At 35.6% G+C, this 15,034-nt stretch carries 9 protein-coding genes and 1 pseudogene; 4 read left to right on the forward strand and 6 right to left on the reverse strand.

The genetic code is table 11. The features are described 5' to 3' along the window. Window positions 1-20 precede the first annotated feature (20 nt). A pseudogene (locus ACKI30_RS00335) lies at window positions 21-2,309 on the reverse strand (DEAD/DEAH box helicase); the annotation flags it as partial. A gap of 307 nt (window positions 2,310-2,616) precedes the next feature. On the opposite strand from ACKI30_RS00335, the gene ACKI30_RS00340 reads away from it, so the two are divergent. The 3 genes from ACKI30_RS00340 to ACKI30_RS00350 are packed head-to-tail and all read left to right on the forward strand — an operon-like array spanning window position 2,617 to window position 7,025. Continuing rightward, window positions 2,617-5,091, forward strand: coding sequence for a UvrD-helicase domain-containing protein (locus tag ACKI30_RS00340; RefSeq protein ID WP_407408904.1), 2,475 nt, complete (start codon window positions 2,617-2,619; stop codon window positions 5,089-5,091). A 10-nt stretch (window positions 5,092-5,101) separates the two neighbouring features. Continuing rightward, window positions 5,102-6,319: a PD-(D/E)XK nuclease family protein gene (locus ACKI30_RS00345; protein ID WP_407408906.1), complete on the forward strand. Its 1,218-nt coding sequence runs from the start codon at window positions 5,102-5,104 to the stop codon at window positions 6,317-6,319. 25 nt (window positions 6,320-6,344) lie between these two features. Next, entirely contained in the window at window positions 6,345-7,025 is a 681-nt protein-coding gene (locus ACKI30_RS00350) for a DUF169 domain-containing protein (protein ID WP_407408908.1), read from the forward strand. Here ACKI30_RS00350 and ACKI30_RS00355 read toward each other — a convergent pair. The 3 genes from ACKI30_RS00355 to ACKI30_RS00365 form a co-directional block, all read right to left on the reverse strand. After that, window positions 7,017-7,670 (reverse strand): NTP transferase domain-containing protein, encoded by a 654-nt coding sequence (locus ACKI30_RS00355; protein ID WP_407408910.1) that lies wholly within the window; start codon window positions 7,668-7,670, stop codon window positions 7,017-7,019. The two genes, ACKI30_RS00350 and ACKI30_RS00355, sit on opposite strands and share 9 nt — an antisense overlap. A 24-nt stretch (window positions 7,671-7,694) precedes the next feature. Continuing rightward, the gene (locus ACKI30_RS00360) at window positions 7,695-8,879 is read right to left on the reverse strand and encodes a hypothetical protein (protein WP_407408912.1); all 1,185 of its coding nucleotides are present in this window, start codon (window positions 8,877-8,879) and stop codon (window positions 7,695-7,697) included. A 63-nt stretch (window positions 8,880-8,942) separates the two neighbouring features. Further along, window positions 8,943-10,229 (reverse strand): Mur ligase family protein, encoded by a 1,287-nt coding sequence (locus ACKI30_RS00365; protein ID WP_407408914.1) that lies wholly within the window; start codon window positions 10,227-10,229, stop codon window positions 8,943-8,945. Window positions 10,230-10,336: 107 nt separating this feature from the next. Between ACKI30_RS00365 and ACKI30_RS00370 the strand changes: the two genes are divergently transcribed. Further along, window positions 10,337-10,732, forward strand: a complete 396-nt coding sequence (locus ACKI30_RS00370) for a nuclease (RefSeq protein ID WP_407408916.1) — start codon at window positions 10,337-10,339, stop codon at window positions 10,730-10,732. 23 nt (window positions 10,733-10,755) lie between these two features. Here the strand turns inward: ACKI30_RS00370 and ACKI30_RS00375 are convergent, their stop codons facing one another. Beyond that, window positions 10,756-13,503, reverse strand: a complete 2,748-nt coding sequence (locus ACKI30_RS00375; RefSeq protein ID WP_407408918.1) for an AAA family ATPase — start codon at window positions 13,501-13,503, stop codon at window positions 10,756-10,758. Then, entirely contained in the window at window positions 13,500-14,768 is a 1,269-nt protein-coding gene (locus tag ACKI30_RS00380) for an exonuclease SbcCD subunit D (protein WP_407408920.1), read from the reverse strand. Before ACKI30_RS00380 ends, ACKI30_RS00375 begins: the two co-directional genes overlap by 4 nt. Between the last annotated feature and the right edge of the window lie 266 nt (window positions 14,769-15,034).

Raw genomic sequence — 15,034 nt, forward strand, 5'->3', positions numbered from 1 at the left:
TTTTCAACAGTTTTTTCATTGGAAATCAGCTGTCTCATGTAGTTGAGAATGTATTTGGTTGCATTTTTGTGAAGTGGCTTGTTATCGTTTCCGCATTTCGGTGAATAAATGCATGAAGGACAGCCGCTTTTACAGTTACAGTTTTCAAGCAGATCAATTGTGGAATCAAGCAGGTCAACGAACACATCAACAGCCTTTTCACAGATGCCAATTCCACCGGCATAACCGTCATAAATAAATATGGTAGCTTCCTGAGTGTCCTCATGGTAATTTGTTGAAAGACCTCCAATGTCAAACCTGTCACACATAGTATGGAGCGGGAAGAGTCCAATCAAGGCATGTTCAGCACCATGAAGACCTCCTGCAAACACTTCCTCCTCATTTGGAAACATGTCTTCAAGAGTGTCCTTTACCTGCTTTGGAATGGTGAACCACAAACCCTTGGTTGTGAACTTTAAAGGAGGCAAATCAAGAGGATAAGTTCCGATAGCTTTTGAAAATTGCATTTTCTTATATTTGAAATAATCCTCACGTACTGTCAGCTCACCGAAGTGTATTGTCAGACCGCCATACTTTGTCTTGGATATTTTTCTTTCGATGTTGATGTCAGTCTTATTTAAAACCATTGTATGATAATCCACAGTCTTTTGGCTGACATTAACAAAGCCGTTCTTAAGATTTACTCCATTTACAACATAGGTATCTCCCTTGTTGATGAGAATCGCACCTTCATGAGCTTCCCTGTATACCTGAGACCTTTCCATTGTCTCAAGCAGCCTTCCGTTGTTCATTACCTTAAATTCCTGGCCGGAAATCTGGTCAAGTGAGTGATCCATTGCAGGATTGTCATCATACGGATACATGTAATCTCCGCGGAAATTTTTATGCAAGTCCTTTTTGGAAACCAAATCGTCCAGAATCTTCTCATCGATTCCGAAATATTTTTTAACTTCGCCCTTTTTGATTGGCAGCTCTTTAGCGGCACACAATATGTGCGCTTCCTGCAAAATAGGATTTGTCAAATCGATGATTGCATTTTCATGAGGCTTGTCAAAGAAAAACTTGGGGTTGTTCATAAAATACTGGTCAAGCTGATTTTCAAAAGCAATTAAAATAGCCAATGATTTCTGATTGCTTCTGCCGGCTCTTCCTGACTGCTGCCAGGTGGAAATCATGGTTCCGGGATAACCTGATATGATAACCGCATCCAAAGAGCCTATATTGATACCAAGTTCAAGAGCGTTGGTACATGTCACTCCCAAATATTTGCCGCTTTTAAGTCCGTCTTCAATTTCACGCCTCTCCTGGGCCTGATAACCTGCACGATAGGCGGCAATCCTATGGGCCAGTTTTCCTTTAATCTGAGTCATGTCTTTTTTAGCCCACATTGCAATTAATTCTGTTGTTTTTCTTGAAACAGTAAAGCATAATGTTTGAATTCCCTTAAGCATCATGTAAATAAAAATGTTTTCAGTTTCCATGTGAACAGAAGGGGCATTTTGCATGTTGACCTTGTTTCTTCTGTAGTTTTTAAATGGATTGTATAAAATAAAGTCCTTCTCACCGCTAGGGGACGCATCCTCATCAACCAGACTGAAATCTTCACCTGTCAATCTGTTAGCCAACTCCAACGGATTGGCCAAAGTGGCTGATGATAGGATAAACTGAGGATTGGAACCGTAAAAGTTTGCAATCCTTTTCAATCTTTTAATGAGAAATGCAACATTGGACCCGAATACCCCTTTATAGTAATGTGACTCGTCGATTACAATGTATTTCAGGTTTTTATAGAATCTGCTCCACTGATGGTGCCATGATAAAATAAGATGCAGCTGATATGGATTTGTCAGAACAATTCTTGATTTTTCCCTAATCCCCTTTTTATCAGCCCTTGGAGTATCACCGTCATATGTCCTTGGCTTTATATCAATTTCAAGTTCCCTTTCAAGGTTTTCCAGAACATGAAGCTGGTCATTTGAAAGGGCCTTTGCAGGATAGATATATAGAGCTGTTGCCTCCATGTCGTCAATCATGGTTTCCATAATCGGCAGATTAAAAGCCAGGGTTTTGCCTGATGCAGTAGGCGTTGTGATAATTACATTTTCATCATTTTTTATCGCCTCATAGGTTTCGGCCTGATGAGTATATAGCTTAACACCTCTGGAATCCAAATATTCAATGATTTTTTCATTTAAATTTTCAACCTTTTTAAAACTGGCTTTTTTTGCTGGTATTGTCTCAACATGCGCAATATTATCCCTGTAACGGACATCATTCTTAAACATATCAATATTGTTAGGCTCAGACATAATAACAGCTCAGTAAAATTAACAAATATATTTTAAATCTAAATAATATTTAAAATATTCGTTATTAGAAAAAATAGTTCTTAAAGAAAAAAGCAATATACCAATGAAGTTAGGAAAGAGGTATTTCCTAACTTATTATGCATATTATGGAAAAAATTTTTTCCATGATTATATTATGAATTTTAAGATTAATAATTGTTTTCATTTAAATTTTTTCTGTAAATTAAATTAGTCATCAAATGCTCTCGCAATTACTTTTTAAATAGATTAAAACATAAATTTAATATTATAGATTACGAGGCAAAAAATGATTTCATATGAGGAATTTGAAGACATTGTAGTGAATATACTTAAAAGAGACATTTCTTCAAATGAAGACCAGAAAAAGGCAATATTGTCTGAAAGTTACAAATCCCTTTTTATTGTAGCCGGACCGGGTTCCGGGAAAACAACAGTTATGGTGCTTAAGATATTGAAATACATATTTGTTGACGACATTGACCCGAGTGAAATATTGGCTACAACATTTACAAGAAAAGCGGCAGAGGAGCTGTATTCAAGAATTTTAGGCTGGGGGGATGAAATCAAAAACTACCTGACCAGCGCACTTGACGAGGATGACTTTGACGATATTGCAAATATACTGAAAATCGAACAGATTGATTTTAACCAGATTAACATAGGCACAACAGACAGCGTGGCTGAAGAGCTGCTTAGAAAGTACAAGCATCCCGGAGAAACACAGCCTGTAGTTATTGAAGACTTTGTTGCAAACTCAGCAATGATTAAAATCCTCATTAAAGACGAAAAATATCTTGATAAGGACCTTGTGGAATATCTCAAGGAATTAAAAAGCCTGGCGAAACTTCAGGAACCTGCAAAAATGAGCGAGATACTCATTGAAATTAAAAACAGAATTTATTATGACCAGGTCGACTTTGATGAACTTTACCGAATTGCTGAAGAAAACAAGGGAGCCAAAATGGCCCTGGATTGCATCAGGGAATATGAAAACACGTTAAAAGACAGGCATACCATTGATTTTTCAATGCTTGAATCAACATTTCTTGAAAGACTCAAAAACGATGATTTGGAAGAATTTTTAGATGATGTGAAAATTGTCCTGATTGACGAGTACCAGGATACAAACCTGATTCAGGAAGATATTTATTTCACAATTGCAGAATCAGCCCTCAAAAATGACGGCAGCATCACAGTCGTTGGAGATGACGACCAGTCACTGTACCGTTTCAGAGGAGCTACCGTGGATCTGTTTACCAACTACAAGAAAAGAGTAAGCGAACGTTTGGGAATAGAAGTTGAAGAGATTAACCTGAAAACCAATTACCGTTCAACCGAAAACATTATTGAACACTGCAACAGATTTGCCGAGCTTGACAGTGAATATCAGAATGCAAGAGTTGAAAACAAGCCAAAAATCATCGCCCCTGATTTCGAAAAGGAAAAGATGCCTATTCTTGGAATGTTTAGAAACAACCCTGAAATGTTGGCGCATGACCTTGCAAAACTGATTAGCGATTTAATAAATAAAAAAGAAGCTGAACTGAAAGTTCTTCAGGTTTTGAATGAAGATTATTATAAAAATGCGAATGAAAATCTTAGCATTGCTGAGCTGCAGAAGCTCAGACAGCAAAGAATACGTGAAGGCAAAAAAATCGAGAAGATAAAATTAAAATTGGACAGCGAATACGGTTCAGCCTCCGATATGGCAATATTATCATATTCTCCTAAAGAGAGAAACAAAGGTTCAAAATCATTTTTACATCACTTAAGAAAAAATCTGAAACGTGGCAGAAAGCCGATTGAAATGTTTAACCCAAGAGGTATCGAACTTCAGGATGTTGAACTTGTCGCAATATTCTGCGGACTGATACTTGAATGCATAGACCCTGAAGGAAGCATACAAAAACTAGACAAGAGCATTCCCAAACTGGCAAAACACAATATGAACCGATGGAGAGTTCAGGCAAAAGATTACATTAAATTAAATCCTGAGCCTCACAAACCAATGGATCTGAATTCATTCGTGACACGTTGGCAAATAAGAAGACCTTACCCTGAAGTTGACGATAATGGCCGTGAAATCAGATGGCCTAAACAAGCCAGCTTAATGGAACTTGCATACAAGCTGACAACATGGATAGAGCCTCTTCAGGACGATGTGGAAGGAATCGTATACCTGGAAGCCATTACAAAATCAATTACACAAACAGGATTTTTCAATGAATACCACTCAACAATATCCTTTAATAGTCCGAAAGATGAAAGGGATTCCGTATTGGAAGCCATATGGAACATTTTTGTTCCGCTTTCAACAGGAGGAGTGAAAATTGATGAATCACTTCTGGAAACCCTTCCTGACGACAGGGTGAACGTCTTATCAATTCACCAGTCCAAAGGCCTTGAGTTTCCACTGGTGATTGTGGATGTAGGCTCAAGGTTCAAAACAAATGACATCAAAACACAAATTCTAAGATTCCCTAAATCCCTCAAGGAACAAAAAACAATAGAGGACACCATCAGAAGACACTCAGTGCTTGGTGAAAGCGAAAGAAGTGAAAAAGACAGATTATTTGATGATTTAACAAGACTTTACTTTGTGGCATTTTCAAGAGCTGAAAGCATATTGTTACTGGTTGGCCTTAATCCTGCAATTGAAGGATATAACAAGAAAGACCAGCACATCAACATTCCAAATATTGCTCTTGGATGGAGCAGAGATGAAAATTACATAGGATTTAAAGAGATTTATTTAGTATAGGGGCATTTGAATGAAATTACCTACAAGATCAAAATCATACATGATTCCGGAATACAGCTTAACCGGAGACTTATTGTCTTACATTACCTGCGGTCTGCAGTACAGATACCAGAACAAGGGAACATTGCCTCCGTCAAAACCAGTGCAAAGATGGTTTGGTGAATTTATCCATGGAGTGATGGAAGAGGCATACCTTGACTGGAAATATCAGAAAAAGGAATTTCCGTGGGACTGGAAAGAAGACATCAGGCCTATTGAAGACCAGATTGACTTAAGGTTGCAGGTAAGAGGCCTGTATCCTTATGATGAAGATTTGTTTTTCAGCATTAACCAGCCTGGAAGCAATCTGACTCTTGATGACTTGAATGAGCACGACCATAAAAAATTGGCCAGCGCAAGAGCTGAAAAGGCAATTAACTTTTGGGGAAAAGACCTCTTTCCTCTGATTGACTCTTCAGAACTTTTAATTAAAGGCGTGCGTCCGATGCCGAATTATGATAAAAATACCTCAAGGTCAAACTATTATGGGATAAACGGTGTTGTTGACGTTTTAACATCAACAAAAATCAATAGAATTCACGACCAAAGCAATCTTTACGATTATGACAACAAGATTGTCAATTTCATTAGACAACACATGGAAGAAAGTGACGATGAAGACTATGAGATAATCATCGATTATAAAGGTATGAAAAGACCTCCCCTTGAAGTTTCAGACCCTCACAGCGAGGACAAATGGGAAAACCACAAACAGCAGATATTGACATATTCCTGGTTAAGGTCAAAACAGGAAGATTCAAAAGCCAACTGCGCAGGAATAATCCTTTATTTAAACGAACTGGTTCCATCAAAAGAGGACCTGGTTCTAATCAAGGAAGAAATTTTAAATGATATGACCGACATCCCGGAAGAGGATGAATTTTCAGACGATATCGAATTAATTCTGGAATGGCAGGAAGACGACAAGATGCCGAATTTAAGCGATGAGTTTAAAACCGCCCGTTCAATCAGATTCATTAAAATCAACGATGAGGAACGTGAAAAGGCATTGAAAAAATTTGACAGGGTCGTCAGTGACATTGAAAGTTCACTTGTAAAAGAGATGAAGGGATGCAAAATACAGGACGCATGGAAAGCGGAAGCCGATAAAAGGACCTGTTCGGCATGCGATTTTAGAACATTCTGTAAAAATAACAGTGACATAACAAAAGACTTTAAAATTCCTTAAAACATATTATTATTTAGGTGATTGTATGGCTAATGCTAATTTGGAAAAAAATCAAAAATATTGTGAAATCATTGAAAGTAAAGTTAAGCTTGATGCAAAGCCTGTCGCAATGAAATTGATTAAAACAGAAGATGACCTTATTGAAGGCTATGATTTAATCAATGAAAAAATCAGACACTGCGAAATGGTTAGAAAAGCATCTTTGGGAGATAAATTTTACTCAACTATTGACCAGCAAATGTGTTTAGGCGGAGCAGGAGCTATCGGACTTAGAGATATGCCTGAAAAACTAGCAAACGGAGAAAAATACTTCTCACTTGGAAGATTCCAAGATTTGGAAACAGCTAAAAAACTCACTGCAAAACTTTCTATTGTTGAAGACATCCACTGGGGAATTATATATGCTCCTTTAGATGAAGCTGACTTTGAAGCTGACGTTATTGAAATTATCACAGAACCTGTTGGCGGAATGAAACTTGCTCAAAGTATCGTTTACAAGACCGGTGAAAAGATTGAACCTTCATTTGCAGGTATTCAGTCATTATGTGGAGATGCATTTGCAAACCCATACATTACAAAAGGAGTTAACTTCACATTAGGCTGTGACGGTTCAAGAAAAGCAGCTGACATTAAAGACAATGAAATGACCGTCGGAATTAGTTCTGAAATGATTGAAGAAGTAATTTCAGGTCTTGAATCAATCTAGAAGATTTAAATAATCATCGTAATGATTGATATTTAACAATTCTTTTTCATTTTTTTCTTTTATTCCATAAAAAGTATAACCATCAGCAAAAATTTTTCTTAAAATCGGATTTAAATTATCATCCTCATTTTCAAGGTATCTCATGAGATTTTCACGAGGCGCTACAAAAGGCATGCCCAAACCTTCGGCAGTGTCAAGAAGACCTGACTTTCTTCTTCTTAAAATTGATATAGTATGAAACGGATCTTCACTTTCCTGACTGGTTTCAATCATTTTTTCAAAAGTTTGAGATGATACGGTTGGCTGGTCGGCAGTTATGCACAATGCAAAATCAGAACTGATATTTGACAAACCATTGTATAATGATACTGATAAACCTACATCAACCGGATTGTTCTCAATGAATTTTACTTCATCTTTATAATTATCAAAAATAGCTTCTTTTATTTCACTAGAATAATGACCAAGTACTACAATACATTCATCTACATTTAAGGATAATGCATTGTCAATTGTTGTCTCGATAACAGTCTTATCCCCAAAAGGCAAAATAAGTTTATTTTTAAGTTCAAGGTTTCTCGCCAATTGGTCCTTACGCATCCGGGAATTCTTACCGGCTGCAGTAATAACAGTTGAAATTGACATAAAAAAAAGAAAAAAAGATTATATTCACTTCGGAATATATCTTGTAATTTGTGCGTAAATTCCCATACCAGTTCCTGAACCTTCAGTCCACATGTTGATTTTAACTGGATAGTCGTGATTATTTGATACAGTAATACCACTTGCAGGGTTATAACCGAATAATACTGCATTTTCAGTTCCATCCATACCAACAGGTAATGGGAATCCTTCTGCAAGTACTGCTGCCCTTAAAGCTCTAGCTGATGGACATACACCGTGTGCAGCACTTCCACCAGGTGCAGCTGCATCGCTTGCAGATTCAAAGTATACATAATCTTTACCACTACTGGTTGAGTTCGGTGGTATAATAGTACCGTTCCATGCCTCAACAAACTGTCTTGCATTGACTTCCCTAATGGAATCACCATACTCTGGGTGAGAACCTAAGGAAGTACCGTAAACTTCACCGGTTTCTTCAGTATAATTACCCATATACAGCAAGATCGGACTACCTGTAGGATATTCTGCCGCATAGTCCACTACATCCTGACCGAAAACATATGGGACCTCATCTGAACTAATATCAGATCTGCCGTCGGAAAATCCAACCATTCCTTTCTCCAAAGTGAATGTTGAACCTACGTCAGCATCATAATTATACCAGCTTACAATAGTGTCATTATTATAATAGTCATTTGAATAATTCAAGTTCTTAATTTGATTAACTGGAACAGATTGTACAACTTTATCTCCTTCAATTACATCCACTCCAGACTCAGTTTTACATAATAGTTTATAAGGTGCACTGTAACCCCATACATATGTGTCAGGGTTTTTTACTGATAATTTATCCCCCTCAAATGTTATATAACCTGGTCCATCTATATCTTTAGCATTTCCATAGGAATCAATACCCTCACCTGCTACTGTAGTGAAATCAAATGGAACCACTCCTGTTGAAAGAGACATTAAAATACCCTGAAGATCAAAAGCTAAAAGCTGATGGGATAAGAATCCGAAATTACTCAATAATGGAACGTTAATAGTTCTATTATGTCCTAAAATAGAATCTCCATCAAATATGGACTGACCTACAGAGATATTGTAAGTATCTGCTACAGTTTCACCGGTATACTGAGTACTGCTTACAAATGAAAAAGCGAATAAAAGAACGCAGGCAAATAACAATGCCAAAAATATTACAAGTGATGTTCTTCTCCAACTTCTCATTTTATTACACCTAACAGTTATAACAATCGATAATATATTGTTAATATTATAAAAACATTATTGTTATTTTGATAATTTTTCAGAAATTAACTTAATTCTTTCTTGAATATCGATAATTGTATCTTGACCGTTACCGCCTATCAGGATTGCATCCTCATGGGAATACTCGGCAACCAGTTCAATGATCTGGTCCAGGGAGTTGACAGTGATGATATTTCCCATGTAACCCAATGAATTGAGCCTGTAAATTGCAATGTCCAATGTATCATCAAGACCTGGGAAGAGTACAATGACTTCAGGATTATACTTAACTGCAACGTCAAGAATGTCCAGCCTGTGAGTTTCATTGTGTCTTGGAGTGCCTATAAACACGGCATAGAAATCTCTTTCAGACAATATTGAGGCCAGTGCATCGGAATTATCGGTTTTGCCCACATAAACCTGAGCATCATTTATCTTATACACGTCCAGACGTCCTTCAACGGCCTTGAAGTTACTCAAGGTATCTCCAATAACGTCTTTAGGTATTTTCAGCTCACGGGCGATTGCTGTTGCAAGGCCTGCATTGAGCAGATTAAATTTACCAAAGAGCTGAAGCTCATCCTGATATTCAAAGTATGGAATTGTTTTGCTTGCGGCTTCTTTAAAGTCACTGTTGAAATCCTGATTGTATGCTGTAAAAATCAGCCTGTCTTCAAAGAACCTTACCAATGAATTTTTATAATTTGCAATGGTCTTATGGACATTCATATGGTCATTGCCTATATTTGTAAGTCCAATCATGTCAAAATCAAAGGCATACCTGCAAAAATCAAGAGTCATGTCACACACTTCAACAAGCAATATGTCATAATCGCCTTCATTGGCTTCAAGGATTAAATCATAGTAACCGGAAAATCCTCCACCGCCATTTCCTCCGACTAGAACCTTTTTACCTGCATTTTCAAGTATGCTTTTAATCATATGAACGGTAGTGGTTTTGCCGTTTGTTCCAGTAATTCCTATAGTGAAAATATCCTTATGCTTAATTAAAACATCACTTAAAAGATCGCCTTCTTCCAGTAATCTCTCAGCAAATGTTCCTCCAAACATGCTGGGACTCATAGCAATCGCATCACACTGTTCAATAGCATAAGGATTTGTAAAACCCAAATCCACTGTGATATTCTCTCCAACAATGGAAACAGTCTGCTCGCCATCCATCATATTCATGGATAACATTGGCAAATCCAAACCATTCAAATCAACATTAATATTCAAATCGGTAGCATAAACTTCCCAACCATGTTTTAAAAGGGAGTTTACCGCTTTTTTACCTTCTACTCCTAATCCAATAACCGCCGCTTTCATAAAAAACTAATCCTCAAAAAAAATAATTTACTATTAATAACATAATACTTTTAAATTTATAAATATTTTTATATTAATAGGTTTAATATAAATAGCAAGGTGATTTAATGTTTGAAGATGAAAAAGATGACAAAATTTATAATTTGATTATCTCCCAGGGAACTGATTTAAAAAATGAATACGGACAGTTTACCGAAAAATTATTCTCAAAAGTTGATTTTCTTTGGAAAGAATCCATTTCAGGTTCATATGAACATGCAGGCGAAGGATTTTACAGCAAAGTTGACAGGATAATATTATTAGCAGGATTATATAACAATAACAAGGAACTCTTTGGCCATCTAGTGGCAGCAAGTGAAAAATACGACATTCCAATAGTTTTGGTCAGACCTCAAGGCCTGGAAGAAGTTCCGCTTGAACTTGAAGAAAAAGCTGCAACTATTGTCGGATGGAATGCAAACTGCATTATCGATGCGATAAAAGATGCTGAAGAACTGGTTTAAAAAAAAATAATAAAAAATGATATTTAAACTATAACTTTTGAAATACCATTTTCTTTTTCTACTTTTATTAAATTATCAGCAGCGTTTTCCAGCTGACTTTCATGAGTTACAATTATCATTTGAGGCAGTAAAGACATGTCTTTCAATAGATTAATAAGTTCATGTCTTCTGGAACTATCCAAATGAATTGTAGGCTCATCCAATAATATAGTATCCAATTCTCCTTTTGACATTGCCTGAGTAATACCAAGTCTTAGTGCAAGGGCAATAGCGATCTTTTCACCGCCACTTACCATGGTCATTGAAGATTCACCTTCAGGACCATACACGGTAACGTCATAATCCTCATCCAAAGTCAAATCAGAGTAGTTGAAGTTGAATTCGTTGAAGAATTCCTTGGTATATTTTTGGATTAAAGGTCTTGAAATATTTCTTAAATCCTTTTGAATACCGTTTTTACCATACAGTTCCCTGATATGTTTCAAAAGACCGATGTAATCGGATACATCATTATATTCCTGTTGGAATTTATTGGCCATCTGTATCTTGTCAGCTAAGTCATTAAGATAGGATATAGATTCACGAGCCCTACCTTTAAGTTCTGAAAGTTCATTTGTGAATGAATTTTGTTTTCTTTCATACATCTCATAGCGGTAAACAATATTTTCATATTTTTCTTTATCATAGAATGACGCTTCAATCTTGTTTTTGGTAATGTCAATCTGATTTATGGAAACTCCAATCTCTTCCTTAATAGAATCTAGTTGAGTCATTAAATTCTGCTTATTTTGGACGAATCCTTTAAGTTGATTGTACTCCTCGTTTTTCTGTTTCAAATCAGAAATACGGTCCTGAAGCTCACTTGCACTGATATCTCCGCTTAAGTGAGGGTCCTGGTCTATAGCCAATTTAATGTTTTTAACATGATTATCAATTTCATTCTTAACTTGTTTTAGCTTGTATTGCACTTCGGTTTGATCTCCTAAAACTTCCAAAGCACCTTTAGCCTGATTATATGCATCATAAGAAGCCTGATAATTTTCACGATTAGTTTTTTCCTTAGCGATTACAAGAATAAGTTCACCAAGTTTATTACTGATGGATTCTTTGGATTCAAGACCTTCATCAATTTTATTTAGTTTAACAAGTTCCTGTTCCAAATGAGTGAATTTCTGCTTATATTCAATGATGCCTTTAGATAATTCTTCAATTTCTGAAAGCTTTGACTCTAGGCCTTTTTTGTTTTTAGTTAATGAACGAACGTCCTCTTCATTCTGTGATATCAGTTTGGTGTTGTCTGAAATCTCAGTTTCATACTGCTGGATTAACTGAAGTTTTCTTTTTGAATCCAGTTCGGACTGACAGGTAGGACACTTATTGTCTGCACCATTCAATTCACTTAATGGTTTTTTAGCAGCTTTGATATTTTGCTTAAATACGACAATATCCTCGTTTTTAACGATTATATCATTAGATGCCTCTTCAATCTCTTGTGAAATTTGATCAATGAAATCATTAGTTGCTTTTTCTAAACTATTGAAATCATCAATTTTGGACAATTCCTCTTCAGATAAACCTTTATCCTCCAGTTTATCTTTGGAATTAGAGAAGAAGTTTTCAATATCATTTCTTTCAGATTCAATTGCTTTCAATAAATCTTTTTTGTCCTGTTCAAGTTTAGCCATTGCAGCCAAGTCTTTTTCATATTGAACTTTGGAATCATCCAATTTGGCAATTTGCTCATCAGAAGCTAAAAACTTATCATAATCCTCTTTTTTATCTGCAACAATACTTTTTTGAGTATTAATTGAATCCAGTTTGTCTTCAATTCTTTTTTCATCCTCTTTTAGTTTTTGAATGTTGATTACAGATTTTTCAAAGTCAAGATATACATCCAATTTGGAAACATATTTCTCCAATCTGTTGATTTGTTCCTCTGAATCCCTGATCTTATCAAGGTTTTCCTGAATTGAACGTTTATTTTCTTCAAGTTTGGATAAGTTGTTCTGTTCTGTTTCCAGGTTATGAAGCTGGTTTTCATGGATTTCCTTTTCCCTTTCCATGTCCCTTTTACTTGCAGAAATCTCTTTTAAAGAGTTTGTAACATCTTCAATTTGTTCTTCAAGCTCAAGACCTCTCTTTTTAAGATTGGCTAATTCATCTTTTTTCTTGGTATGCTCTTCCTTGAGTTCTGAAGAGTTGAATAGCTTACCTTTCAGTTCTGAAAGTTTGTTTTCATACTCGTTAATGAAAGGCAACAGGTTTTTCCATGCAGTTTCAAGGGAGTCTATGCCTAAAAGCTTTGCAATTAAAAGTTTTTTCTCAGCAGGGGTTTTATCCACCAATTCTGAAATTTCCCCTTGCCTGACATAAATTGCATTAAGGAACAAGTCTGAATCAATGTCTAAAATTTGCCTGATTTCTTCACTGACCTCCTTATCACCGCTGCAAATATGCACATATCCGCCGTCGGTTGAGGTTTTTGTGTAAATTGAAGATTTTAAATTGGATTTCTTTTCACGAACAATTTTATATTCCTTGTTATTTGATGAAAATTCCAGCTCAACAGACATTGAATTTGCATTGTTCCTAACAAGGTCATCGATTCTTTTAGCTGTGTGCTGCTTGAATAATGCAAAACTGATTGCTTCTAGTATTGTTGATTTTCCAGCTCCGTTTTCACCGACAATAACGCTGATTCCCTTATCAAATTCAATGACAGTTTTTTGATGAGATTTGAAATTGTTTAATTTTAATTTTGTGAAAATCATTCTAGAGCCCCCTTAAATGTCACTTGAACATCCTTTGGTTCTTCTTCAGGAGTTTCTTCCTCTTTTGATTCCTCTTCAAATTCCTCTTTTTCTATTTTTTCAGTTATGAAATCAACTTCTTCTTCAGTTCTGTATTTCTTTTCATAAAACTGATCAATTAACTCTTTTGACTCTTCGATTCTTTCCTTGGATAAAAAGTCATATAAATCGATGGCTAATTTGCCGACTTCACCGTTTCCATAACCTTCCAATTTTTCAAGGAGCAGCTCCTTTGGACCGATTCTTTTTTCTTCGTCAAAAATATCGATGACTGTTTCTTCACCAACCATTTTGAATGTCGGTCTGATCATCAAGGACAAGTCGCCCAATTCTTCCTTGATTAAATCATATACTATTGAAGTGTCTGAATCGACATTTTTAATTTCAAGGTTAAGAATTGGTTTTTTATCCAATCCGCTTATTGTTTCCTTGATTCCTGCTATGCCGCTTTCCAGGTTATTATAATCCAGGGATCTTACAATGAATTCCCTTGGAATGTCTATTTTTACTCTTTTGATTTGTGGCTTAGGCCCGTCCATATCAACAACGACAAAACCTTTACCGTTCTCTTTATAATCGTTCAGCTCATCAGTTTTCCAAATTTCACCGGAACCCGGATATACAATTTTACCCTTGCCGAAGTCCTCTACAATGTATTTGTGTATATGACCAAACGCATAATAATTGAAATTATCAGGAATGTCGCCTTTTTCTAATTCAAACTGAAAAGGAATATATTGGTCTATTCCCTGATGCAATACCAAAATTGATTTTTCATGTTCAGCCGCTTTTTTAGATAGCTCGACTAATTTAGATTTCAATACATTGCTTTGGGATGCCGGATAAAATGGCAAACCTGCTATAAAAATATCATCATGCATGTAATTAGTATTAATCGGACTGATAACTTTTAAACCCATTTTTTTAAAGATCACTTGTGGCGGAATGGATCCCTTACGCATTACAAAGTCATGATTACCTGCAATGGCATACATTGGTATTCCCGCACCTTTTAGTTTAAGCAATCCTTTCTGGAATTCTAAAAGTGCCATTGGAGATGGTTTTGCGGTTTCGAATAAGTCTCCACTATGTATTACAAAGTCAACTTTTTCTTCTATTATTTTATCTATAATCTTTCCAAATACTTCATAAAAGTCTTTTTCACGCTCAATTAACCCAAATTGGCGATAACCTAAATGAGTATCTGCTAAATGTGCAAATTTCATTATATTACCCTTTTAAATTTAATTGTATATAACCAATAAACACTATATAACAGTATTTAGTGAATAATATTTTATTTGAATGTATATTTAATATTTTGCTAAGAGAGCATTTGAGGAGTATTCAAAATGGATTTTGAAAAAATTAAAATGAAAACAATTATTTTTAAGTTAAAAACACTGCCCTTATTTCAAAAATATTTTAAAATTTATTTCAAAATGTTGTAAAACTATTCAATTTGAAATTCAATTAATTATATTGATTAAAT

Origin of the sequence: Methanobrevibacter sp. (genome assembly GCF_045539575.1) — an archaeon.
GTDB lineage: Archaea > Methanobacteriota > Methanobacteria > Methanobacteriales > Methanobacteriaceae > Methanocatella.

Bases quoted from the DNA above. Each gene is read 5' to 3' on its own strand.
- ACKI30_RS00360 (WP_407408912.1), bottom strand. From the start codon at position 8,879: ATGAGAAGTTGGAGAAGAACATCACTTGTAATATTTTTGGCATTGTTA.
- ACKI30_RS00380 (WP_407408920.1), bottom strand. From the start codon at position 14,768: ATGAAATTTGCACATTTAGCAGATACTCATTTAGGTTATCGCCAATTT.
- ACKI30_RS00365 (WP_407408914.1), bottom strand. From the start codon at position 10,229: ATGAAAGCGGCGGTTATTGGATTAGGAGTAGAAGGTAAAAAAGCGGTA.
- ACKI30_RS00340 (WP_407408904.1), top strand. From the start codon at position 2,617: ATGATTTCATATGAGGAATTTGAAGACATTGTAGTGAATATACTTAAA.
- ACKI30_RS00370 (WP_407408916.1), top strand. From the start codon at position 10,337: ATGTTTGAAGATGAAAAAGATGACAAAATTTATAATTTGATTATCTCC.
- ACKI30_RS00375 (WP_407408918.1), bottom strand. From the start codon at position 13,503: ATGATTTTCACAAAATTAAAATTAAACAATTTCAAATCTCATCAAAAA.
- ACKI30_RS00345 (WP_407408906.1), top strand. From the start codon at position 5,102: ATGAAATTACCTACAAGATCAAAATCATACATGATTCCGGAATACAGC.
- ACKI30_RS00355 (WP_407408910.1), bottom strand. From the start codon at position 7,670: ATGTCAATTTCAACTGTTATTACTGCAGCCGGTAAGAATTCCCGGATG.
- ACKI30_RS00350 (WP_407408908.1), top strand. From the start codon at position 6,345: ATGGCTAATGCTAATTTGGAAAAAAATCAAAAATATTGTGAAATCATT.